Origin of the sequence: Fulvimonas yonginensis (assembly GCF_037137055.1) — a bacterium.
Classification (GTDB): domain Bacteria; phylum Pseudomonadota; class Gammaproteobacteria; order Xanthomonadales; family Rhodanobacteraceae; genus Frateuria_A; species Frateuria_A yonginensis.
In genome coordinates this window covers 315877-337355 of sequence record NZ_JBBBNY010000003.1, presented here as the reverse complement: position 1 = coordinate 337355, position 21479 = coordinate 315877, and the positions used below count along the sequence as shown (strand labels likewise).

At 71.4% G+C, this 21479-nt stretch carries 17 protein-coding genes; 13 read left to right on the top strand and 4 right to left on the bottom strand.

Going from position 1 to position 21479, the window contains the following annotated elements:
* Positions 1 to 96: 96 nt before the first annotated feature.
* Both mrcB and WAT24_RS07450 read left to right on the top strand, forming a co-directional pair.
* A complete protein-coding gene (gene mrcB, locus WAT24_RS07455) occupies positions 97 to 2400 on the top strand; it encodes a penicillin-binding protein 1B (RefSeq protein ID WP_425605264.1) in 2304 nt (767 codons plus the stop codon).
* Between the two features lie 9 nt (positions 2401 to 2409).
* The gene (locus WAT24_RS07450) at positions 2410 to 2934 is read left to right on the top strand and encodes a tetratricopeptide repeat protein (protein WP_336807200.1); all 525 of its coding nucleotides are present in this window, start codon (positions 2410 to 2412) and stop codon (positions 2932 to 2934) included.
* 72 nt (positions 2935 to 3006) lie between these two features.
* Here WAT24_RS07450 and WAT24_RS07445 read toward each other — a convergent pair whose 3' ends face one another.
* Entirely contained in the window at positions 3007 to 3396 is a 390-nt protein-coding gene (locus tag WAT24_RS07445) for an MAPEG family protein (protein WP_336807199.1), read from the bottom strand.
* Between the two features lie 93 nt (positions 3397 to 3489).
* On the opposite strand from WAT24_RS07445, the gene yoaA reads away from it, so the two are divergent.
* From yoaA to WAT24_RS07415, 6 genes are all read left to right on the top strand, one after another.
* Entirely contained in the window at positions 3490 to 5457 is a 1968-nt protein-coding gene (gene yoaA, locus WAT24_RS07440; RefSeq protein WP_336807198.1) for a DNA repair helicase YoaA, read from the top strand.
* A 103-nt stretch (positions 5458 to 5560) separates the two neighbouring features.
* Positions 5561 to 6124, top strand: a complete 564-nt coding sequence (locus WAT24_RS07435) for a YbhB/YbcL family Raf kinase inhibitor-like protein (protein ID WP_336807197.1) — start codon at positions 5561 to 5563, stop codon at positions 6122 to 6124.
* 86 nt (positions 6125 to 6210) lie between these two features.
* Positions 6211 to 6579, top strand: a complete 369-nt coding sequence (locus WAT24_RS07430; RefSeq protein ID WP_336807196.1) for a VOC family protein — start codon at positions 6211 to 6213, stop codon at positions 6577 to 6579.
* Positions 6580 to 6950: 371 nt separating this feature from the next.
* On the top strand, positions 6951 to 8078 hold the full coding sequence (locus tag WAT24_RS07425) for a DmsE family decaheme c-type cytochrome (protein ID WP_336807195.1): 1128 nt from the start codon (positions 6951 to 6953) through the stop codon (positions 8076 to 8078).
* 27 nt (positions 8079 to 8105) lie between these two features.
* Entirely contained in the window at positions 8106 to 10697 is a 2592-nt protein-coding gene (locus WAT24_RS07420) for an MtrB/PioB family outer membrane beta-barrel protein (RefSeq protein ID WP_336807194.1), read from the top strand.
* A gap of 10 nt (positions 10698 to 10707) precedes the next feature.
* Entirely contained in the window at positions 10708 to 11442 is a 735-nt protein-coding gene (locus tag WAT24_RS07415; RefSeq protein WP_336807193.1) for a c-type cytochrome, read from the top strand.
* A gap of 441 nt (positions 11443 to 11883) precedes the next feature.
* On the opposite strand, the gene WAT24_RS07410 is transcribed toward WAT24_RS07415, so the two are convergent.
* The 3 genes from WAT24_RS07410 to WAT24_RS07400 are packed head-to-tail and all read right to left on the bottom strand — an operon-like array spanning position 11884 to position 13431.
* Complete coding sequence (locus WAT24_RS07410; protein ID WP_336807192.1) at positions 11884 to 12528, bottom strand: HD domain-containing protein; 645 nt, start codon at positions 12526 to 12528, stop codon at positions 11884 to 11886.
* Between the two features lie 15 nt (positions 12529 to 12543).
* Entirely contained in the window at positions 12544 to 13005 is a 462-nt protein-coding gene (locus tag WAT24_RS07405; protein ID WP_336807191.1) for a carboxymuconolactone decarboxylase family protein, read from the bottom strand.
* 9 nt (positions 13006 to 13014) lie between these two features.
* Positions 13015 to 13431, bottom strand: coding sequence for a cupin domain-containing protein (locus WAT24_RS07400; RefSeq protein ID WP_336807190.1), 417 nt, complete (start codon positions 13429 to 13431; stop codon positions 13015 to 13017).
* Between the two features lie 90 nt (positions 13432 to 13521).
* On the opposite strand from WAT24_RS07400, the gene pdxR reads away from it, so the two are divergent.
* The 5 genes from pdxR to WAT24_RS07375 all read left to right on the top strand — a co-directional run bounded on the left by pdxR (position 13522) and on the right by WAT24_RS07375 (position 21388).
* Positions 13522 to 14928: a MocR-like pyridoxine biosynthesis transcription factor PdxR gene (gene pdxR, locus WAT24_RS07395; protein WP_336807189.1), complete on the top strand. Its 1407-nt coding sequence runs from the start codon at positions 13522 to 13524 to the stop codon at positions 14926 to 14928.
* A 217-nt stretch (positions 14929 to 15145) separates the two neighbouring features.
* Complete coding sequence (locus tag WAT24_RS07390) at positions 15146 to 15565, top strand: hypothetical protein (RefSeq protein WP_336807188.1); 420 nt, start codon at positions 15146 to 15148, stop codon at positions 15563 to 15565.
* 68 nt (positions 15566 to 15633) lie between these two features.
* Positions 15634 to 16911 carry a TolC family protein gene (locus tag WAT24_RS07385; RefSeq protein WP_336807187.1) on the top strand — a complete coding sequence of 426 codons (1278 nt, stop codon included), beginning with the start codon at positions 15634 to 15636 and terminating at the stop codon, positions 16909 to 16911.
* On the top strand, positions 16908 to 18233 hold the full coding sequence (locus WAT24_RS07380; protein ID WP_336807186.1) for an efflux RND transporter periplasmic adaptor subunit: 1326 nt from the start codon (positions 16908 to 16910) through the stop codon (positions 18231 to 18233). The genes WAT24_RS07385 and WAT24_RS07380 overlap by 4 nt, the downstream gene beginning before the upstream one ends.
* Entirely contained in the window at positions 18230 to 21388 is a 3159-nt protein-coding gene (locus WAT24_RS07375; protein WP_336807185.1) for an efflux RND transporter permease subunit, read from the top strand. The genes WAT24_RS07380 and WAT24_RS07375 overlap by 4 nt, the downstream gene beginning before the upstream one ends.
* The last annotated feature ends 91 nt before the right edge of the window (positions 21389 to 21479 follow it).

The window sequence follows — 21479 nt, the reverse complement described above, 5'->3', positions numbered from 1 at the left end:
TGCATGCAAGCGCGCGTTCAGATGCGCGCCGGGTCCCACGCCCTATCATCGACCCACCTTGGATCCAGGCCCTCCACCTTGGCAATGATCACTCGCATGGGCGCGTTCGCGCGCCGCAGCTGGCGCTGGCTGCGCGTCCCGTTCTGGGTCGCGCTGGGCCTCGGCGTGGGCTTTCTGCTGCCGTATACGCTGATCCTCAACAAGCGCGTGCAGGACCGCTTCAACGACCTGGTCTTCGCGGTGCCCACGCGCGTCTACGCGCGCCCGCTCGAACTGGCGCCGGGCGTGCCGATGTCTCCCGCGGCCCTGGAGCTGGAGCTGACCTTCGCCGGCTACACCCGCGACGGCGCCGGCAAGGTGCCGGGCACCTGGACGCACAGCGGCAGCCGCTACGTGATCTCGTCCCGCGGCTACGCCGGGCCCGACGGCGGCGAGCTGCCCAAGCGCATCCGCGTCACGCTGGGGCAGGGCCAGGTCGAGTCGGTGGTGGACGCCGGCAGTGGCGCGCCGCTCGAGGTCGCCCACCTCGACCCCGCGCGCATCGCGACCGTGTACGGCGCACAGCAGGAGGAACGGCGCATCGTGCGCCTGGCCGACGTGCCGCCGCTGCTGGTCACCGGGCTGCAGGCGGTCGAGGACCGCGACTTCAAGCATCACATCGGCCTGGACTTCACCGCCATCCTGCGCGCCGCCTTCGCCAACCTGCGCGCCGGCCACACCGTGCAGGGCGGCTCCACGCTGACCCAGCAGCTGGTGCGCAACCTGTTCCTGGACCGCAGCCAGAACCTGGTGCGCAAGTTCAACGAGGCGCTGCTCTCGCTGCTGATCGAGGCGCACTACTCCAAGGACCGCATCCTGGAGGCCTACATCAACGAGGTCTTCCTCGGCCAGCAGGGCAGCCAGGCCGTGCACGGCTTCGCCGCGGGTGCCGAGTTCTACTTCGGCCGGCGGCTGGAGGATCTGCGCCCGCAGGAGATCGCGCTGCTGGTGGGCATGGTCAAGGGCCCGAGCTACTACGACCCGCGCCGTTTCCCCGAGCGGGCGCTGGCACGGCGCAACCTGGTGCTCAAGGAGTTCTACGACACCGGCCTGCTCGACGCCAACCAGGTCAACGCGGCGCAGGCGGCGCCGCTGGACATCGCGCCCAACGCGCAGCTGCCGCACAACCGCTTCCCGGCCTTCATGGACCTGGTGCGCGCGCAGATCACCAGCGACTTCGACGACGAGACGCTGAGCAAGGGCAACCTGTCCATCTTCACCACGCTCGACCCGGCCGCGCAGCTGTATGCCGAGCAGGCGGTGAGCACCGCGCTCAAGGGCCTGGGCAAGCGCGGCGAGAAGGTGCAGGCCGCCGGCGTGGTCACCGACGCCGACACCGGCAGCGTGCTGGCGGTGGTCGGCAGCCGGACGCCGGGCGACACCGGCTTCAACCGCGCACTCGACGCGCGCCGGCCGATCGGCTCGCTGGTCAAGCCGTTCGTCTACCTGGTGGCGCTGACCGACCCCTCGCGCTGGAACCTGGCCACCCTGCTCGACGACTCGCCGATCATGCTGCGCCAGCCCAACGGCACCACCTGGATGCCGCAGAACGACGACAACCAGTCGCACGGCCAGGTGCCGATGGTCGACGCGCTGGCGCACTCGTGGAACCTGGCCACCATCCACCTGGGGCTGGCCGTCGGCGTGCAGCGCGTCAAGGCGTTCCTGGAATCGTTCGGCTTCACCGACATCAACCCCAGTCCGTCGATGCTGATCGGTGCGGTGGACCTGTCGCCGTTCCAGGTCGCGCAGCTCTACCAGTACCTGGCCTCCGACGGCCACGCGCTGCCGCTGCTCGCCGTGCGCGGCGTGGTCGACGGCAGCGGCCACACCATCAAGCGCTACGAGGTCGAGGGCGGCAAGGGCGAGTACCAGCAGGCGGTGCGGCTGGTGACCTGGGCGATGCAGCAGGTGGCCGAGTACGGCACCGCGCACAGCCTGGGCAGCTCGTCGCTGAGCTGGCTCAACGCGGCCGGCAAGACCGGCACCAGCAACGACATGCGCGACAGCTGGTTCGCCGGCTTCACCGGCAAGCACCTGGCGGTGTTCTGGATGGGCCGCGATGACAACAAGCCGACCACGCTGTTCGGCGCCACCGGCGGCCTGCGCGCCTGGCAGGAACTGTTCCGCCGGCTGCCCACCCGGCCGCTGTCGGCATCGCCGGGCGAGGGCCTGGAAATGGCCTGGATCAACCCCACCGACGGCAAGCGCACGCAGCCCGGGTGCGAAGGTGCCCGCCAGTTCCCGGTCGTCGCCGGCTCGCTGCCGGCGGACACCGAGGGCTGCTTCTGGCAGCAGATCGGCAACCTGTTCAGCGGCGACGGCAGCACGCCGGCGCCGGCCACCTCCACGCTTCCCTGAGATCCCACGATGCACGCCGCTTCACGCCTCCGTTCCTTTGCCGTGCCCGCGTTCGCCACGCTCCTGCTCGCCGGCTGCTTCAATGCGCCGCCGCAGGAACAGCGGCCCGTGCCGCCTGCACGCGACATGGTGGCCGCGATCCGCGCCGCGGGCGCGAGCGAGCAATCCGTGATCGACGTGGCGCCGCTGCGCGACCCCGGGGTTACCGCCCTGCAGGAAGCCGCGCAGGCCGACGAGCGCGCCGGCCGCTACGCCGAAGCCGCGGCCAGGCTCGACCAGGCGCTCAAGCTCAGCCCGGACTCGCCCGACCTGCTGCAGGATCGCGCCGAGGTCGCCGTGCGCCTGCACGACTACGCCACCGCCGAACGCCTCGCGCGGCAGTCCTGGTCGCTGGGCCCGCAGCTCGGGCGGCTGTGCGCGCGCAACTGGCAGACGGTGGTCGAGATGCGTCTGGCGGCCGGCGACGAAGCCGGTGCAGCCGCTGCCCGCAAGGGCGTGCAGGACTGTCACAAGGAAGGCGTGCCGCGCTACTGACACCGCCGCGGCCGAGCCGCCCCGGGGAATGTAGGAGCAAGCTCGCTCCTGCCCGCCCGGTCCGGAGACCAACTAGAACATCGCCGTGAGCAGCATCACGATGCCGGCGAGGCTCACCGCCCACACCAGCGTGCGCAGGTAGGGAACGCCCGCGGCGTAGACCGGGACGTACACCAGCCTCGCCCAGAAGTAGAGCTGGGCGCCGAGCGCGCTCGTCGCGCTCTGCCGTCCGAGCGCGACCACCGCGAGCGCCAGCGCGGCGAAGAGCGCGAAGGTCTCCAGGAAGTTGCCGCGTGCCCGGTCCAGCCGGCCCGCGATGCCGCCGAGCGGCGCGCCCGGTTCGTCGCGCGCGCTGGCGGCCCAGCCGAGCCCGCGCCGGCTTATCAACGCCACGGCCGCGAGGGTGATCTGCGCCAGCCCCAGGATCACGCTCCACACCAGCATCTTCAGTTCGATACCCATCGTGCCGCTCCCCAGGTTGAGGTGCGGGCATGGTGCGCCTGCCCGGCGCGGCTCGCCAGTGCGTCGACGGGGTGGGTCGGCGATACTTGCCCGATGACCGATCCTGACGACATCGGCGCGCTGCTGGGCGCCGACGGGCCGTTCGCCCGCGAGCTGCCCAACTTCGCCCCGCGCGGGGCGCAGCAGGCGATGGCGCGCGCCGTCGCGCATGCCATCGCCGAGCGCGAGACGCTGATCGCCGAGGCCGGCACCGGCACCGGCAAGACCTACGCCTACCTCGTGCCCGCGCTGCTCTCGGGCGAACGGGTGATCGTCTCCACCGGTACCAAGGCACTGCAGGACCAGCTCTTCTTCCGCGACCTGCCGAAGGTGCGCGCGGTGCTCGGCACGCGGCTCAAGACCGCGCTGCTCAAGGGGCGCGCCAACTACCTGTGCCTGTATCGGCTCGACCAGACCGTGCGCGAGGGCGCGAGCTTCGAGCGCGCGGAGGCCTCGCAGCTCGCCGCCATCCGCGCCTGGTCCGCGCGCACGCGTGCCGGCGATCGCATGGAGCTGGCCGAAGTGCCGGAGGAATCGCCGCTGTGGCCGCGCGTCACCTCCACGCCGGAGAACTGCCTGGGCGTGGAGTGCCCGTTCTTCGACGACTGCCACGTGGTCAAGGCGCGCCGCGAGGCGCAGGAAGCGGACCTGGTGGTGGTCAACCACCACCTGCTGTTCGCCGACCTCGCGCTCAAGCAGGAAGGTTTCGGCGAGATCCTGCCCGGCGCCGGCGCGTTCATCCTCGACGAGGCGCACCAGGTACCGGAACTGGCCGGCCAGTTCTTCTCGCAGAGCGTCAGCGCGCGCCAGCTCTCGGATCTGGCCGGCGACGCGCTGCGCGAGTGCAACGGCGTCACCGGCGCCATCGGCCTGCTGCTGGAGCCGGCCGAAGCGCTGCAGAACGCGCTGCGTCGCCTGCGCCTGGCGATGGAACCCTTGCCTGCGCGCGGCCCGTTCCAGCAGCTCGACGCGCTGGCCGCGGTGCACGGGGGCCTGCAGGAGCTGGGCGACCTGCTCGCGACCTTCGCCGATCTGCTGGCGTCGCAGGCCGAGCGTTCGCGCGGACTGGCCAACGTGCACGAGCGCGCGGCCGCGCTCGCCGAACGGCTCGACCGGATCGTCGACGGGCACGCGGCCGCGCAGGCACAGGACGTGCGCTGGTACGAACTGTTTCCGCGCGGCTTCGCCCTGCACGCCACGCCGCTGGACCTGGCCGCGCCGCTGCGCGCCATGCGCGAGCGCACCCAGGCCGCCTGGATCCACACCTCCGCCACGCTGTCGGTCGCCGGCAGCTTCGACCATTTCGCGCGCCAGCTCGGCCTGGACGATCCGCAGGCGCTCCATCTGGAAAGCCCGTTCGACTACGCGCGGCAGGCGCTCTGCTACCTGCCGGCCGGCCTGCCCGACCCGAACATGCACGACAAGAGCGGCCGCGACCACACCGAGTGCGTGATCGAGGCGGCGCTGCCCGTGCTCGAGGCGTCCCATGGCCGCGCCTTCCTGCTGTTCACCTCGCACCGTGCCTTGCGCCGGGCCGCAGAGCTGCTCGCCGACCGCGTGCCCTGGCCGCTGTTCGTGCAGGGCAGCGCGCCGCGGCACCAGTTGCTGGAGGAGTTCCGCGCCAGCGGCCACGGCGTGCTGCTGGGCGCCGCCAGCTTCTGGGAGGGTGTGGACGTGGTCGGTGAGGCGCTCAGCGTGGTGGTGATCGACAAGCTGCCGTTCGCCGCGCCCGACGACCCGGTGCTGCAGGCGCGACTGGACGCGCTGGAGCAGTCGGGGATCAACCCGTTCATGGGCTGGCAGGTGCCGGCCGCCGCCATCGCGCTGAAGCAGGGTGCCGGCCGCCTGATCCGCGACGTGCACGATCGCGGCGTGCTGGTGCTGTGCGACCCGCGCCTCACCAGCAAGGGCTACGGTCGCCTGTTCCTCGCCAGCCTGCCGCCGATGCCGCGCACGCGCGAGCTGGCCCAGGTGCAGGCGTTCTTCGAGGATGCGCTGCCGGACATGGCGCGCGCCTCCTGAGCGTCGCGCGGCCCACCGCGGATTCTTTCCATGGCGCTCACCCTCGCGCCACGGCCACCGTCCGACCATTACCGCGCATGTGGCACCAAGCGAGGTTTTCGTGATGAAGCAGCAGCCGTCACCCCATGCACGGCGCGCCGACAGCGCACTGGCGCCGGTCGCCTTCCAACGCGAAGAGGCTGGGGGCGAGATCGAGGTCTCGTCGCCGCAGATCTGCGCCGGCACGGCCATTCCCGCGCGGCACACCGCCTACGGCGGGGGCATCTCGCCGCGGCTGCGCTGGAATCCGGTCGACGGCGCCCGCTCGTACGCGCTGCTGGTCGAGGACCCGGATGCGCCGCAGCCGAGGCCGTTCGTGCACTGGCTGGCCTGGAACATTCCGCCCGGCGTGCACGAGCTGCCCGAAGGTGTGGCACAGACCGCCCGGCCGGAGGCCGTCCAGGGCATGTGCCAGGGCCTCAACGGCCGGGGTCAGGCCGGCTACTTCGGCCCGCGTCCACCGCGCGGGGACGATCCGCACCGCTACCACTTCCAGGTGTTTGCCCTCGATCGCACGCTCGCGCTGCCCGATGACGCCGAGCGCACCGACCTGCTGACCGCCATGCACGGCCACGTGCTGGCCAAGGGCCGGCTGGTGGCGACCAGCCAGGCGCCGGCGACGCCATAGGCCGCCGCCAGGGGGCTCCCGGGCCGTCACCGTCGCTCGGAAACGCGCGATACTCGCCGCCCAACGGCGGCGGAGGGGAGAACGGCATGGCCAAGGTCATCGGGCTCGGCGGCATCTTCTTCAAGTCGAAGGATCCGGCCGCGCTGGCCGCCTGGTACGCGCGCCATCTCGGGCTCGAGCTGGAGGCGTGGGGCGGCGCGCGCTTCGACGAGGACGCGTCCCGTCCCGGCTACCTCGCGTGGGCGCCGTTCCCCGACGACACCCGGTACTTCGCGCCGAGCGAGCAGCCGTACATGCTCAATTTCCGCGTCGACGACCTCGCCGGCCTGCTCGAGCAGTTGCGTACCGACGGCGTCGAGGTCGACGAGCGCACCGAGCAGAACGAATACGGCGCGTTCGGCTGGGTCATGGATCCCGAAGGCACCCGCGTCGAACTGTGGCAACCGCCGGCGTGAGAACGGCCCTGCGGACGAGCCACCCCGGCCACTGCGGCGGTATCTGCGCGATCGACGACCTGCTGTTCGTGCCGGTCGGCATCCGCGGAGTGCCGCCGGGCCGGTGAGGACCGCGCACTCCCGCGGTCGGCGCTGCGTGACCGCACGCGGCCATCCAACCTTTCTGCCGGCATCGCGCACCCACCAGGGTGGTTCCGTGCGACGGCGGGCACTCGCAGGCCGGCACCGTGCGGAACGGACCGATCCGCCTGCATCGCGCCTTCACGTGGGAGTGTCCATGGGCCCGCGGCGGGTGCAGGGGCCCGTGTCGGGGTTCAGGCCGGGGCAGGGGCCCGCGTCGCAGGTTCACGCCAGCCATGGGGATGCCAGCCATGCGTGCCAGACCGCTTTCGTTCGTGGCCGTGCTGTTCATCGCAGTGGGGCTCGGCGGCGTGCTGTGGTCCGCGGCCAGGGCGCAGTCGACATCGGCGGCGACGCCGGCACCGGCGGCGAGCGCCCCGTCCACCGGCCTGACCCAGGCCGACATCGCGCGCATGCTCCCGGCCACCGACATGGGGGCCGGCGCCTTCCGCACGAACAACCCGCATCTGCAGCCCGTCGGCAGCCGCCCGGCCACGCCCTTCGATGCCGCGCCGATACCGCACAACCCGCTGGCGCCCGACGCGGACCCGGTCGGCGCCAGAACCTGCGTGGCCTGCCATTCACTGGAGGACATGCGCGCGTCGCACTCGCTGCACGTGCAATCGTTCGACGCCGGTGCCGCCGGCAGCGGCCCGCAGGCGGCCTGTGAAAGCTGCCATGGGCCCGGCTCGGAGCACGCGAAGGACCCGGCGCAGCCCGGCGCGATCATTGCCTTCACGCATGGCGCCAGGACCGACGTGCCTACCCAGGCCGCGGTCTGCCTCGGTTGCCATGCGGGCGGTGCGCGCCAGCATTGGCTCGGCTCGGTGCACGAAGCGCGCGGGCTCTCCTGCAGCGACTGCCACAACCCGATGGCGCGGCTGTCGCCCGAGGGCGTGCTGGCCAAGCCGTCGATCAACGAGGTCTGCGCCACCTGCCACAAGGACATCATGGCCAAGTTCGAACGGCGCTCGCACATGCCGCTGCCGGAAGGGCAGATGGCCTGCACCGACTGCCACAACCCGCACGGGACGCTGACCCGCCCGCTGCTGAAGACCGACACGGTCAACGAGACCTGCTACGCCTGTCACGCCGAGAAGCGCGGGCCGTTCCTGTTCGAGCACGCGCCGGTGCGGGAGAACTGCCTCAACTGCCACGACCCGCACGGGTCCAACCAGCAGACGCTGCTGGTCGCGCCGGTGCCGATGCTGTGCCAGCAGTGCCACACCATGACGCGCCACCCGAACGACCTGCAGGTGCCGACCAACCTCGGTCTGGGACCGAACCCGGACGAGCGCCTGATGGGCCGCGCCTGCCTGACCTGCCATACCAACATCCACGGCTCGAACAACCCCTCGGGCTCGCGCTTCCACAAGTAGGACGACCACGGGGGGAGGAGCCACGCCATGCGCACCCATCCGATGTCACGCGCCATCCTCCTCGCGCTGCTGGCCGGCGGCGCGCCCCTGGCCCATGCCGGCGACGGCAGCGATACGATGCGCGTGGGCGACATGCAGTACGGGAACGGCCTGGACCCGCGCGGCGGGTCGCCGTTGATGACGCCGGATGCCGAGGGCATGTCGTGGCTGCACCCGGGCATGCTGCGCACGCCCAGCGGGGCGCTCTATCCGTACCCGTACACGCTTGCCGGCAAACCGGTCGGCCAGGGCGGCGACTGGACCTACTGGGGCCTGCTCCAGCTGGGCTACATCCACCCGGGCGGAGACCGCAATGCCGAGTTCTTCCGCCAGTACACCGACTGGAAGAACGGTGCCGCGCTTGGCCTGTTCGCCATGGGCTTCGACAACCGCAGGACCGGCCAGTACGTGGAATTCCGCGGCAGTCGGATCAGCGGCGACGACCAGTACTATCGCCTGCGCGCCGGCCGCTACGGGCATTACCGGCTCGAAGCCTTCTACCGCGACATGCCGCATACGGTGTCGACCAACGCGTTCCCGATCTGGGACGGCATCGGCGGCAGCAACCTCACTCTGCCGGCGGGACTCACGCCGGGCGGCAGCACCATCGCCGCCGTGCAACAGGCCTCCGCAGCCGCGCCCCGGCGGACCCTCGGGCTGACCCGCACGCGCACCGGCGTGAGCCTGGAGGGCGAGCTCTACCGCGACTGGGTCGGCTTCGCCTCGATCACCAACGAGCGACGCGACGGCACCCGGCTGTGGGGCGGGCCGATGTTCTTCGACTACCCGTTCTTCACCGACACCGGCTCCCCCTACGGCGGCGACGGCGGCATCATGGAAACCGTGCGGCCGATCGACTTCAGCACCACCGACGTCGATCTCGGGCTGCGCCGGGTCGGCAAGCTCTGGCATTTCAACGCGCTCTATACCGGCTCGTTCTTCCGCGACCGCAAGAGCTACCTGGACTACCAGAACCCGTTCCTGATCACCAACGTGATCGGCGTGCCGAACGCGGGGCCGGTCGTCGACGGCGAGTACTCGCTGGAACCGGACAACGACTACCACAACCTGCGCCTGGAGCTGTCACGCGAGCTGAAGTGGCGCGGCGAGCTCTCGCTGGCGGCGGCCTACGGCACCATGCGCCAGAACGACGCCCTGCTGCCGCCGGTCAACTGCACCGGCACGCTGGGCTTCGCCGCCGGGCCGCTGCAGCAGCTGATTCCCTGCGACCTCTGGAACACCCCGGCCGCGCTTTCGCGCACCCATTCCGGCGCGCGCATCGACACCCGGCTGTTCGACGCCAAGGTCACCTACCATCCGCGGCGCAATTTCTGCTGGCACGCGGACCTGCGCTACTACGACGAGGACAACAAGACCCGCTACCTTGCCTACAACCCGCTCACCGGGCAGTACGGCTACATCTCGGAGAACGGCGCGCAGGGCAGCGTGGTGCCCGGCGAAACGGGCATCTTCGACAACGGCTACTACGCCGGCTCGATCGTGCAGATCGCCAGCATCCCGTTCGGCTACCAGGACACCGTGCTGGAACTGGGCGCGGAGTGGAACGTGGGCCGGTCCGACTCGCTCAGCCTGGTCTACACCTTCGACCACGACCGCCCTCGCCACCGCGAACGCACGCGGCTGGACGAACAACGCATCAAGCTGAGCTGGGTCAGCCGCTCGCTGGGCGACGCCACCCTGCGCGCCAGCTTCGAATACGGCGACCGCGGCGGCGGCCGCTACGACTACGACCCGTACGCGGCCTACTACTCGACCTCGATGCCCGGCTTCGTCGGCGCTGGCGGGCTGCCGCCGCCGGCGTTCACGGTCGATGCCATGCGCAAGTACGACATGAGTGACCGCAAGGAAACCAAGGCGCGGGTGATCCTCATCTATCCGCTGGGCGACAGCAGCACCGTCTCGGCCACCTTCTACGGCAATCGCGACCACTACGACGCCCTGGTCGGCCGGCAGGACACGCGCAGCACCGGCTTCACCGGCGAATGGGACTGGCAGCCCGGGCCGCGCACCAACGCCAGCGTCTACCTCGGCGCCGAGACCACCAGGCTCAAGCTCGCCAACGTCGCCGACGACGAGTCGGTCGTGGGCGCGGCCGGGCGCGACGATCCGCGCTTCGGCGGGCCGCTGTATCCGCTGGAGAACTACTGGCACGACCTGGACCGCGAGCGCGACTACAACGCTGGCGTCACGTTCGCGCACGACTTCGGACGCGTGCGGCTCGACCTGGCGTGGAACTACGCCCAGTCGCTCTCGCGGTTGAACTACGATCTCGCCTCGCCCGGTGCGCTGACCTTTCCGCAGGCCGCACCGCTGCTCGATGGCCGCTTCCCGGACAACCACTACCGCTCGAGCACCTTCGACGCGGGCCTGAGCTTTCCGGTGACCGCCAGCATCGGCGTGCGGCTGTTCGGGCGCTACCAGAGCGGCAGCTTCCTCGACTGGCACTACCTGGGCTTCGACGACACGCTGGTCTACGACCACCGCGTCTACACCGACCGTGGCCCGCAGGTGCATTACCGCGCCACCCTGGTCGGCGCGATGCTCAGCATCAAGCTGTGAGGGTCCGCGCATGAACCGCCTACTGCTACCGCTGCTGTTCGCGCTGGCGTCCGCATGGCCGGCCGCGTCGGCGCACGCCCAGGCCAAGGCGCAGGCCGAAGTCGCGCCTGCTGCCGTGCCCGCGGCCGCCGCCTCGGCGGCGTTCCTGGACCTGCGCGCCCAGGCGCCGATCCGTGGCGATGCCCAGGCCGGCGCCGGCAAGGCGACGGTCTGCGCCGCCTGCCACGGCCCCCAGGGCGTCGCCGTCGCGCCGAACTTTCCCAACCTGGCCGGGCAATCGGCTACCTACCTGTACGTGCAGCTCAGGCAGTTCCACGACGGCCAGCGGCGCGACCCGGTCATGAGCGGCCAGGCCGCGCCGCTCAGCGACACCGACATGCGCGACCTCGCCGCCCATTTCGCCTCGCTCGCGCCCAAGCCGTCGGGTCGGGCGGACGCCGGCTCGCGTGGCGCGCGGTTGTTCCTCGCCGGCGATCCGGCGCGCGGTATCCCGCCCTGCCAGGCCTGCCACGGCGTCGACGCACTGGGTCCGCGGGTGCAGCCGACGGGCGGCGCGCCGCATCCGCCCTGGGCCACCATCCCGCGTCTGCGCGGGCAGTCGGCGATCTACCTGGTGAAGCGGCTGGGCGACTTCCGCCAGGGCATCCGGCCCGGCAGCAGCAACACGCGGATCATGGAGGGCGTCGCCAGCACGCTCGACGATGCCGACGTGCAGGCGCTGGCGGCCTACCTCTCGGCCCTCTGACACGGCACAGCGTCCGGTGCAACCCGCATGCGCGCGGCGGCACGCCGCGGCCTGCGGTGGCCCAGGCACGCCGGCTCGGGGAGCTGCCGCCAGAGCCGGAGCGCGGGCGGAATGCGGGCCTGCGGCCAACCGGCGCGCAAGGCCAGCAGGGCCTTCTCCGCGGTGTCGTGGCGACCCACCTCGTGCTCGTCCAGCAGGGCGCGCCAGCGGTGTCCGTGCCGGACGATGCGTACTAGGCCGGGCTTGCAGGGATGGACATACTGGGTCACGAGCGCGAGGTCTGGCAGGGCGGGCGTCCAGTGTGGGCCTCCCGCGTGACGGCGGCTTTGTCACCGCGAGACGTCCGGATGACGTCCTTCGCGGCCGACCGTGCTTGCCCCTGCGCCGGCTGCGCGCAAGTGCACGCCCGCGCCGGTCATGCCCTCGCTCAGCCCGCCGGCCTCAGTGCGCCCACGACGAACCGAGGATGACGCGGCAGAGATCCCCGCGCTGGAAGCCCGGATCCTTGTAAGCGAGGAAGTCGTCGTTGAAGGTGCCGAACGTGCTCTGCGGTCGGTGCTTCAGCCCCTCGTAGAAGGTATCGATGATCGCGTGCCTGAAGTCGCGCTCGCGGGGGTAGGCCGCGGTCACCGCGTCGCGTTCCTCGTCCGTGAACTGCTCGTAGGTGCGCCCGGCCACGTCCATGCCCGCCCCGACGTGGAGCAGCGCGGCCTCCGGATGCATGAACTCCGGAATGCCTGGCGTGGTGTGGAACGCGATGGCGGCCCAGACCTTTTCGACCTCGGCCTCCGGGATGCCGTGGCAGCGCAGGAAGTCGCGCGCCGCGTTGGCGCCGTCGACCTCGAAGCGCAGCCGGCTCTCGCGGAAACGCGCGGTCAGGCCGAGGTCATGGAACATCGAGGCGGCATAGAGCAGCTCGGGATCGTAGACCAGGCCCTTGCGCTGGCCGGTAAGGGCACCCCAGAAGTAGACGCGGACCGAGTGGTGGAACAGCAGGTCGCTCGTCGTATCGCGGACCAGCTCCGTCGCCTCGCGGGCGATGCGGCTGTCGGGGATGGCGATACCGTGGACGGATATCGGGGACATGGCGCAGCTCCAGCGTCAGCCGGCGGCCGCGCGGGCGGCCCCGGGCGGGTTGCGGAAACTGATGGCGAGCCGGTTGTAGGCATTCATCAGGCCGATGGCGATGGTCAGGTCGACCAGTTCCTTTTCGCCGAACACCGCCGATGCGGCCTGGAAGGCGTCGTCGGGCACGCCCGTCTGCGCCACCTGGGTGACCGTCTCGGCCCAGGCCAGGGCCGCGCGTTCGCGCTCGCTGAACAGTCGGCCGCCTTCGCGCCAGGCCTGGAGCAGCGCCAGCTTCTCGATCGCCACGCCCTGCTTGAGCAGGTCGCGGGTGTGCATGTCCAGGCAGTAGGCGCAGCCGTTGATCTGGCTCACCCGCAGGTAGACCAGGTTGACCAGTTCGGGCTCCAGTCCGGACTGCAGCACGTGGCCGTAGACGCCGCCGAGCGCCTTGGCGCCGGCAGGGGAAACCTTGGTGTAGTCGATGCGTGGGCTCATGGCAGGCACCTATTTGTCGGGGGTGGTGAGGGGGGCGTCGCCGGTGTCGAGGACGAACACGGCGAGCAGCCTGGCGGGCTCGGTCTTGCTGGCGTTGCGGCTCACCCGGTGATGGGCGCCGGGCGCCTCGTAGAAGGACTCGCCCGCCTTGTAGACGCGCACCGGGCCATCATCCACCTGGCTCTCGATCGCGCCGGAGACGACGTAGGCGTAGATGAAGGCCGACCTGGCATGGGTGTGCGGTGCCGAGGCGCCGCCGGGCGGATAGGTCACCTCCACCGCGACCAGCGACTTGCCGGGGATGTTGGGGATCGCGTGCGAGAAGGCGGGCCTGGCCGTGCCGCCGGGGGCGTGCGCAGCGGCGACGCCGGCGAACGAAACCGAGGCAGCGGCCAGCAGGGTGGCGAGAACGTGTCGGGCTTTCATGGATGGCCTCCTTGGGGAGGCCGCGATCTTGCGCCCGACACGGTTCAAGGAAAAGAACCATAAAGTGGAAAAACGGATGTACCATGAAGCATGACCTCCGTGCTCGACATCCGGCTGGACCGTTCCGCCGCGACCACCCTGACCGAGCAGATCCGCCTCGGGATCCTGGCGGCAATCGGCAGCGGAGCGCTCGCGCCGGGCACCCGATTGCCCTCATGGCTGGCCCTGGCGGCGCAACTGGGCGTGGCCCGGGGAACCGTGAAGGCCGCCTACGAGCGGCTGGCCGACGCGCAGGTCATCGTCTCCTCGCGACCCGGCGGCACGCGGGTCGCCGATCACCCGGTGCTGGCCGGCCTGCCGATGCCCCCGGCGGATGGTGATTCGCCGCCTGCGGCCTATCGGCACCTGCTGGCCGCACCCGGAGTTTTCCAGATGGGCGTGCCTGCCTCGGACGGCTTCCCGACCCGCCTGCTGGCCCGCCTGCGCGCGCAGACGGCGCGCGCCGAGGCGGCCGCGCCGGCGGTGTATCCCGATCCGCGCGGCGAGGTGGAACTGCGGCGCGAGATCGCCGCGCACCTGGCCCTGGCCCGCGGGCTCGAATGCCGACCTTCGCAGGTCTTCGTCACGGCGGGCTTCGCCGGCGGGCTCGCTCTCGCGTTGCAGGTGCTGGGCGCGGAGGGCGGTCGGGCCTGGATGGAGAACCCGGGCTTCTTCCAGAGCCGCCGCGCGCTCGAACTGGCGCGGGTCGCCCCCGTCCCGGTGCCGGTGGACGAGGAGGGCATCGACGTCGCCGCCGGCATCGAATGCGCGCCCGATGCGGCCCTGGCCCTGGTGACGCCGGGCCAGCAGGCTCCGCTTGGCGCGACGCTTTCGCTGCGCCGGCGCACCGAACTGATCGCCTGGGCGGCGCGCACCGGCGCCTGGATCGTCGAGGACGACTACCTGGGCGAGCTGCAACTCAAGCGCCGTGCCGCGCCGGCCCTGGCCTCGCTGGACCGCGGCGGCCGCGTGATCCACATCGGCTCGTTCAGCAAGACCATCAGCCCCGCGCTGCGGCTCGGCTTCGTGGTGGCTCCGGCCGGGCTGGGGGAGCGCTTCGCCGAGGTCGCGATGTGCCTGGGGTCGGCGCCGGGCCCGGCCGTGCAGCAAGCCGTCGCGACGTTCATGCGGGAGGGGCACTACATGCGGCACCTGCGCCGCATGAAGCGGGTGTACGCCGCGCGGGGCGATGCGTTGCAGTCGGCGCTGGAGCGGAAGGGCTACCGCGTGCAGATCGGCGGCCTGGCCGCCCTGCTGCGGCTGCCCGACGACGTGCCGGATGCCGCCGTGGCCCACGAAGCCCGCACCCGGGGTCTCGCGCCCGAACCCCTGTCGACCTGGTTCCACCCCGGCGGAACGCACCAGTCGGGACTGCTGCTCGGCATCGCCACCGTGAACGAAGCGACACTCCCGTCCGCATGCACGCGACTGCACGAGCTGATCGGAAAGTTCGCCTGAAGTACGGGTGGTGAGGTCGCGCCCAGGCGATAGCAGTGGTGGGGCGGTCAGCGTGTCCGCTTCACCGCCGGTTGGTCGCGCCGGCCATGGACCACGCTCCCTTGAAACCGACTCTCCCGCTGGCCAGCGCCGGGCCGTGCGTGCAAGTGAGAGGGCCATGAAGCGGCGAGCAACCCTGGACGCGGGTCCGGCCATCAGGGCGGTGTAGGATGGCGCCATGCGTCGCAAGCATCGCCTCCGTCCGCGCACTCGCCGCCAGCTCTCGTGGCTGGTGGCGTTGCTGCTGTTCTGGCAGCAAGTGGCGCTGGCCGCCTACGCCTGCTCCGTGGCGCCCGGGACTGGCATGCCCTCGATGCCCGCGCCGGCCAGCCACGCGGCCCTGAACAGCGACTGCGGCTCGATGCACGCGCAGCCCACCCAGGCTCCCATGTGTCAGGCCCATTGCCAGGCCGACCATGCAGCCCAGCCGGAAGCACGCACCCATACGGTACCTCCGAGCCTGCTGGCCGCCCTGCCGGCGCCACTGCCGGTCCTGCCCATGGCCCGCGCCCCGCGGGGGCGTGCATCGGAACGGTCGTACCGGCTGCGTGCGCCACCACCACCCGCTTCGCTCCTGTTCTGCTCACTCCTGATCTAGATCGCGGCTGATCCCGCCACGTGACCCGTGCCTGCGGGCGCGGGATGTCTCGGATCTTCGGGAGTACCATGATGTCGTCCCGTTTCGCCGCCTGGCGCGCTGCCGCGCCGGGCCTGGCCATGGCCCTCGCCTGGGCAATGGCCGCCGCGGCGCACGCCGCGCAAACACCCTTGACGCTCGATGAGGCGGTACGCCAGGGCACCGCCCGGGCGCCGTTGCTGGCCGCCAGCAGCGCCGACATCGACGCCGCCCGCGAGGAAGCGATGCGTGCCGGCCGTCTGCCGGATCCGTCGCTGACCGCCGGCGTCTCGAACTACCCCGTCACCGGACCGGGCGCCTTCGGCATCGCCTCCGACCCGATGACCATGCGCACGCTCGGCGTGATGCAGGCGATCCCCTCGCGCGCCTCGCGCGAGGCCGAGCGAGGCCTTGCCGACGCCCGCATCGGCGCGGCCGAAGCGCAGCGCACGCTCACCGCGCAGGCCGTCCACCAGCGCGTGGCGGAGGCCTGGATCGCGTTGTGGGCGGCCCAGCGCAAACGCGACCTGCTGGAAGAACTGCGCGGGGAAAGCGTCCTGGCCGTCACGCTCACGCAGGCGCGCCTGCGCGGTGGCGTCGGCAGCGCCGCCGACGCCCTGGCCGCCCGCGCCGAGGCGGCGGCGCTGGACAACCGCATCGCCGGCGTCGACGCGGAGCGGGCGGCGGCACGCGCCGGCCTGCAACGCTGGCTCGGCGACCCCGCGCCCACGCTGGCCGAAGCGCCGGACTTCGACCGCCTCCCGGTTTCGCCGGACGAGCTCGAGCAGGACGTCGACCGCCAGGCACCGCTGCAGGCCTGGCAGGCGCGCGAGCAACTGGCGCAGGCGGAACTGGACCGCGCGCGTGCGGCGAAGCACCCGGACTGGAGCGTGAGCGCCAGCTATGGCCAGCGCGCCCTCGGCCGTCCCGACATGGTGATGCTGCAGGTCGGCGTGAGCCTGCCGCTGTTCACGCGCAACCGGCAGGACCGGGGCATCAGCGCGCGGCAGGCGCAGCGCGATGCGGTGGCGTTCGCCCACGAGGATGCGCGCCGTGCCCAGCGCGAAGCGGTGGCGCGCGCCATCGCGGACTGGCAGGGCTGGGGCGCACAGCTGGCGCGTTACCGCGACACGCTGCTGCCGCTGGACCACGACCGGGTCAGCGCCGCGCTGGCCGCCTACCGCGGCGGCGGCGGCCTGCAACCCTGGCTGGACGCGCGCCGCGACCAGATCGAGCACCGCCTGGCCTATGCCGATGCGCTGGCCGCCCACGCCCGAGCCTGGGCCGCACTGGCCTACCTGATGCCTTCCGAGGAGAGCGCGCCATGAAGCGCCCGTCGATCCTGCTTGCCTTTGTCGTTCTGGCGCTGGCGCTGGCGCTGCTCGCGGCCGGCTACCTCGTCGGCCGCCACCAGGCGCCTGCCATGGCCTCCGCCGGCGCGCCGGCCCAACCGCAGCGCAAGGTGCTGTACTGGTACGACACGATGGTGCCCGACCAGCACTTCGATCACCCGGGTCTCTCGCCCATGGGCATGCAGATGGTGCCCAGGTACGCCGACGAGGAAAGCGCCGGCGGCGTGCGCATCGACCCCGCGACCGTGCAGAACCTCGGGTTGCGCACCGCGACCGTCGAACGGCGGTCGCTGGCCGGGACCATCGACGTGCCCGGCACGGTGGGGTGGGACCTGCGCCGCGCCTCCATTGTCAGTGCCCGCGTCGATGCCATCGTGCAGAAGCTGTACGTCAAGGCACCCTATACCCGTGTCGCTGCGGGCGAGCCGCTGGTCGCACTGCTGGCGCCGCAATGGAGCAGCGCGGTCGCCGAATACCAGGCACTCGAGCATGCGCAATCCGCCGACGGCCGGGCGCTGCGTGCCGCGGCGCGCGCGCGGTTGCAGGCGATGGGCCTTTCCGCGGCCGACCTGCGTTCGGCCGGGCGCGGTTCCGGCGCCACCATCACGCTGCATGCGCCGCAAGCCGGCGTCGTTGCCACGCTGGAGGTGGGCGAGGGGCAACGCGTCGGCGCTGGCCAGACTCTGATGGCGGTCAACGGGCTCGCCAGCGTGTGGATCGAGGCCGCGTTGCCGCAAGGCCTGGCCGGCATCGTGCGCAATGGCACGCCGGTCAGCGTCACCGCCGATGCGGTACCGGGGCGGACGTTCCGGGGTTCCGTGGAGAGCCTGCTGCCGGACGTGGACAACGCCACGCGTACCCAGCGCGCACGTATCGTGGTGGACAACGCGGACGGCGCGCTGAGCCCCGGCATGTTCGCCAACGTCCGCCTGCAACCGGCCGCAGCCTCGGCGCGCCCGGTGGTGCCGGACGATGCGCTGATCGTCGCCGGTGCGGACAGCAACCGGGTGATCCTCGCCGAGGGCGACGGGCGATTCCGCGCGGTTGCCGTGCGCACCGGGCGCTCGGCGGGCGGCTACACGGAGATCGTGGAAGGCCTGCACGGTGGAGAGCAGGTAGTGGTCTCGGGGCAGTTCCTCATCGATTCGGAAGCCAGCCTGTCCGGCGCGCTGGATCGGCTCGACAGCTCCCGTGCAGCGGCCGGCCCGCCCGGTGGCGCCATGCACGACGCGCATGGCATGCCCGCCGGCTCCTCCAGCACCGCCATGCCGGGCATGCCCATGGAGAAGCATCCATGATCGGCGCCCTCATCCGTGCCTCGATCCGCCACCGCCTGTGCGTGCTGCTGGCGGCCCTGGCGCTCGCCCTGGCCGGCGTGTTTGCCGTGCTGCGCACGCCGATCGACGCGCTTCCCGATCTTTCCGACACCCAGGTGATCATCCGCACGTCCTGGCCGGGGCAGTCGCCACAGGTAGTCGAAGACCAGGTCACCTATCCGCTGGCCACCACGATGCTGTCGGTGCCCGGCGCGAAGACGGTGCGCGGCTATTCGTTCTTCGGCGACTCCTACGTCTACGTGCTGTTCGACGACCGTACCGACCTCTACTGGGCGCGCTCGCGCGTGCTCGAGTACCTGAGCCAGGTGCGCGCCAGCCTGCCGGCCGAGGTCAACCCCGCGCTGGGGCCCGACGCGACCGGCCTGGGCTGGATCTACGAGTACGCGCTGGTCGACCGCAGCGGCCGGCACGACCTCGGCCAGCTGCGTGCCCTGCAGGACTGGTTCCTGCGCTACCAGCTGAAAACGGTGCCGGACGTGGCGGAGGTCGCCAGCATCGGCGGCATGGAGCGCGCCTGGCAGATCGTGCCGGACCCGCAGGCACTGGCAGCGCGCGGCGTCACCGTGCAGCAACTGGTCGACGCGATCGGTGCCGCCAACGGCGCCAATGGCGGTTCGGTGATCGAACAGGGCGAGGCCGAATTGATGGTGCGCAGCGAAGGCTACCTGCGCACGCGCGAGGCCTTCGAACAGGTGCCGATCACCGCCAACGCCCAGGGCGTGCCGGTGCTGCTGCGCGACGTGGCCAGCGTGCGCCGCGGCCCCAGCTTCCGCCGCGGCATCGCCGAACTGGACGGCCAGGGCGAGGTGGCCGGCGGCGTGGTGGTGTTGCGCTCGGGCAAGAACGCCCGGGCGGCGATCGCAGCGGTCAAGGCCAGGCTCACGGAACTCAAGCGCAGCCTGCCGCCGGGCGTGGAGATCGTGCCCACCTACGATCGCGCGCAACTGATCGACGCGGCGGTGGAGAACGTCTGGGGCAAGCTGATCGAGGAGTTTCTGGTCGTCGCGCTGGTCTGCGCCCTGTTCCTGGGCCACCTGCGTTCGGCGCTGGTCGCCGTGGTCAGCCTGCCGCTGGGCGTGCTGGCCGCGTTCATCGTCATGCACCTGCAGGGCGTGTCCGCCAACCTGATGTCGCTGGGCGGCATCGCCATCGCGATCGGCGCGATGGTGGACGCCGCGGTGGTGATGATCGAGAACGCACACAAGCACCTGGAGCACTGGCGCGAAAGCCATGACGGCCGCGAGCCGCAGGGCGGAGAGCGCTGGTCGCTGATCGCCGTGTCCTCGGCCGAGGTCGGCCCGGCGCTGTTCGTGAGCCTGATGATCATCGCGTTGTCGTTCGTGCCCGTGTTCGCGCTGCAGGGCCAGGAAGGCAAGCTGTTCTCGCCGCTGGCCTTCACCAAGACCTACGCGATGGCGGCCGCGGCCGGCCTGGCGGTGACGCTGGTGCCGGTGCTGATGGGCTACCTGGTGCGCGGGCGCATCCGCGCCGAGTACGAGAATCCGATCAACCGCGGCCTGGTCCGTGCCTATCGGCCCGTGCTGGACACGGTGCTGCGTTTCCCCAAGGCCACCCTGCTCGTCGCCGGCGTGTTGCTGCTCAGCGCCCTCCTGCCGTCGAGCCGGCTCGGCAGCGAGTTCATGCCGGCGATGGACGAGGGCACGCTGCTGTACATGCCCACCGCGTTGCCCGGATTGTCCGCGGGCAAGGCGGCCCAGCTGCTGCAGCTGACCGACCGCATGATCAAGACGGTGCCGGAAGTGGCGCACGTGTTCGGCAAGGCCGGCCGCGCAGAGACCGCCACCGATCCGGCCCCGCTGGAGATGTTCGAGACCACGATTACCTTCAAGCCCGAAAGCCAGTGGCGTCCGGGCATGACGATGGAAAGGCTCCGGCAGGAGCTCGACAAGGCCGTCAAGGTCCCCGGACTGACCAATCTGTTCGTGCCGCCCATCCGCAACCGTATCGACATGCTGGCGACCGGTATCAAGAGTCCGATCGGTATCAAGGTGCTTGGCACGGATCCCGCCATCCTGCAGACGGTGGCCGACCGCATCGAGCGCGTCGCGCGCCAGGTACCGGGCGTACGTTCCGCGGTCGCCGAGCGTGCCGCCAGCGGACGCTACGTCGACGTGCGCATCCGTCCGCTGGACGCCGCCCGCTATGGCCTGACCCAGGCGGGGGTGCAGCGAACGATCGCCACCGTCGTCGGCGGCGCACCGATCGGGCAGACCGTGGAGGGACGCGAACGCTATCCGATCGTGCTCCGCTACCCTCGCAACGACCGTGATTCGGTCGCGGCACTCCGGCAGCTGCCGATCGTGGCGCCCGGCGGCGCCCAGCTGACGCTGGGCCAGGTCGCCGACGTCTCGGTGGTGGCGGGGCCGCCCATGCTCAAGAGCGAAAACGGGCAACTTGCCACTTATGTCTACGTCGACAACGCAGGTCGCGATCTCGCGGCGGTGGTCGCCGATCTGCAGCGCACGGTCGCGCGACAGGTACCGTTGCCGCCCGGCGTGACGCTCGCCTGGTCGGGCCAGTTCGAATATCTGGCCAGCGCCATGCAGCGCCTGAAGCTGGTCGTGCCGATCGCGCTGGCGATCATCTTTGGATTGATCTACCTCGTGTTCTGGCGCTGGAGCGAAGCGTTGCTGATCATGCTGAGCGTGCCGCTCTCGCTGGTCGGCGGTCTCTGGCTGGTCTGGCTGCTCGGCCACGCGCTTTCGGTGGCGACCCTGATCGGCTTCATCGCCCTCGCCGGCGTTGCGGCGGAGTTCGGCGTAGTCATGCTGCTCTACCTGCGCCAGGCCTGGGATCGTCAGCTCGCACTCGATCCCCAGGCGGGTCCTGCGGCACTGGACGCCGCCATCCGGGGGGGGGCGGTGCAGCGCGTGCGTCCCAAGGCGATGACCGTCGCGGTGATCCTGGCGGGTCTGTTCCCGATCCTGCTCGGTCAGGGCGCGGGCTCGGAGGTGATGCAGCGGATCGCCGCGCCGATGATCGGCGGAATGCTGACCGCGCCGCTGCTTTCGATGGTCGTCATGCCTGCCGCATTTCGCTTGCTGGTGTTGCACCGCCTGCGGCAGGGAGGGCGCCCGGCGGAAAGGGACGCATAAGGGTCGAGGGTTGGGCTTTCCCACACCTGCTGTCTGTAAGGTCCTTCGGCGCCGCCCGCCGTCCGCTTCGGGTCCAAGCAGATACGGATGC

What these genes read in the sequence shown, in the direction of transcription:
- WAT24_RS07450 (WP_336807200.1), top strand. Translation starts at nt 2,410, where the DNA reads ATGCACGCCGCTTCACGCCTCCGTTCCTTTGCCGTGCCCGCGTTCGCC.
- WAT24_RS07375 (WP_336807185.1), top strand. Translation starts at nt 18,230, where the DNA reads ATGATCGGCGCCCTCATCCGTGCCTCGATCCGCCACCGCCTGTGCGTG.
- WAT24_RS07390 (WP_336807188.1), top strand. Translation starts at nt 15,146, where the DNA reads ATGCGTCGCAAGCATCGCCTCCGTCCGCGCACTCGCCGCCAGCTCTCG.
- WAT24_RS07400 (WP_336807190.1), bottom strand. Translation starts at nt 13,431, where the DNA reads ATGAAAGCCCGACACGTTCTCGCCACCCTGCTGGCCGCTGCCTCGGTT.
- pdxR (WP_336807189.1), top strand. Translation starts at nt 13,522, where the DNA reads ATGACCTCCGTGCTCGACATCCGGCTGGACCGTTCCGCCGCGACCACC.
- WAT24_RS07415 (WP_336807193.1), top strand. Translation starts at nt 10,708, where the DNA reads ATGAACCGCCTACTGCTACCGCTGCTGTTCGCGCTGGCGTCCGCATGG.
- WAT24_RS07425 (WP_336807195.1), top strand. Translation starts at nt 6,951, where the DNA reads ATGCGTGCCAGACCGCTTTCGTTCGTGGCCGTGCTGTTCATCGCAGTG.
- WAT24_RS07405 (WP_336807191.1), bottom strand. Translation starts at nt 13,005, where the DNA reads ATGAGCCCACGCATCGACTACACCAAGGTTTCCCCTGCCGGCGCCAAG.
- WAT24_RS07385 (WP_336807187.1), top strand. Translation starts at nt 15,634, where the DNA reads ATGATGTCGTCCCGTTTCGCCGCCTGGCGCGCTGCCGCGCCGGGCCTG.
- WAT24_RS07420 (WP_336807194.1), top strand. Translation starts at nt 8,106, where the DNA reads ATGCGCACCCATCCGATGTCACGCGCCATCCTCCTCGCGCTGCTGGCC.
- WAT24_RS07435 (WP_336807197.1), top strand. Translation starts at nt 5,561, where the DNA reads ATGAAGCAGCAGCCGTCACCCCATGCACGGCGCGCCGACAGCGCACTG.
- WAT24_RS07445 (WP_336807199.1), bottom strand. Translation starts at nt 3,396, where the DNA reads ATGGGTATCGAACTGAAGATGCTGGTGTGGAGCGTGATCCTGGGGCTG.
- WAT24_RS07430 (WP_336807196.1), top strand. Translation starts at nt 6,211, where the DNA reads ATGGCCAAGGTCATCGGGCTCGGCGGCATCTTCTTCAAGTCGAAGGAT.
- yoaA (WP_336807198.1), top strand. Translation starts at nt 3,490, where the DNA reads ATGACCGATCCTGACGACATCGGCGCGCTGCTGGGCGCCGACGGGCCG.
- mrcB (WP_425605264.1), top strand. Translation starts at nt 97, where the DNA reads ATGGGCGCGTTCGCGCGCCGCAGCTGGCGCTGGCTGCGCGTCCCGTTC.
- WAT24_RS07410 (WP_336807192.1), bottom strand. Translation starts at nt 12,528, where the DNA reads ATGTCCCCGATATCCGTCCACGGTATCGCCATCCCCGACAGCCGCATC.
- WAT24_RS07380 (WP_336807186.1), top strand. Translation starts at nt 16,908, where the DNA reads ATGAAGCGCCCGTCGATCCTGCTTGCCTTTGTCGTTCTGGCGCTGGCG.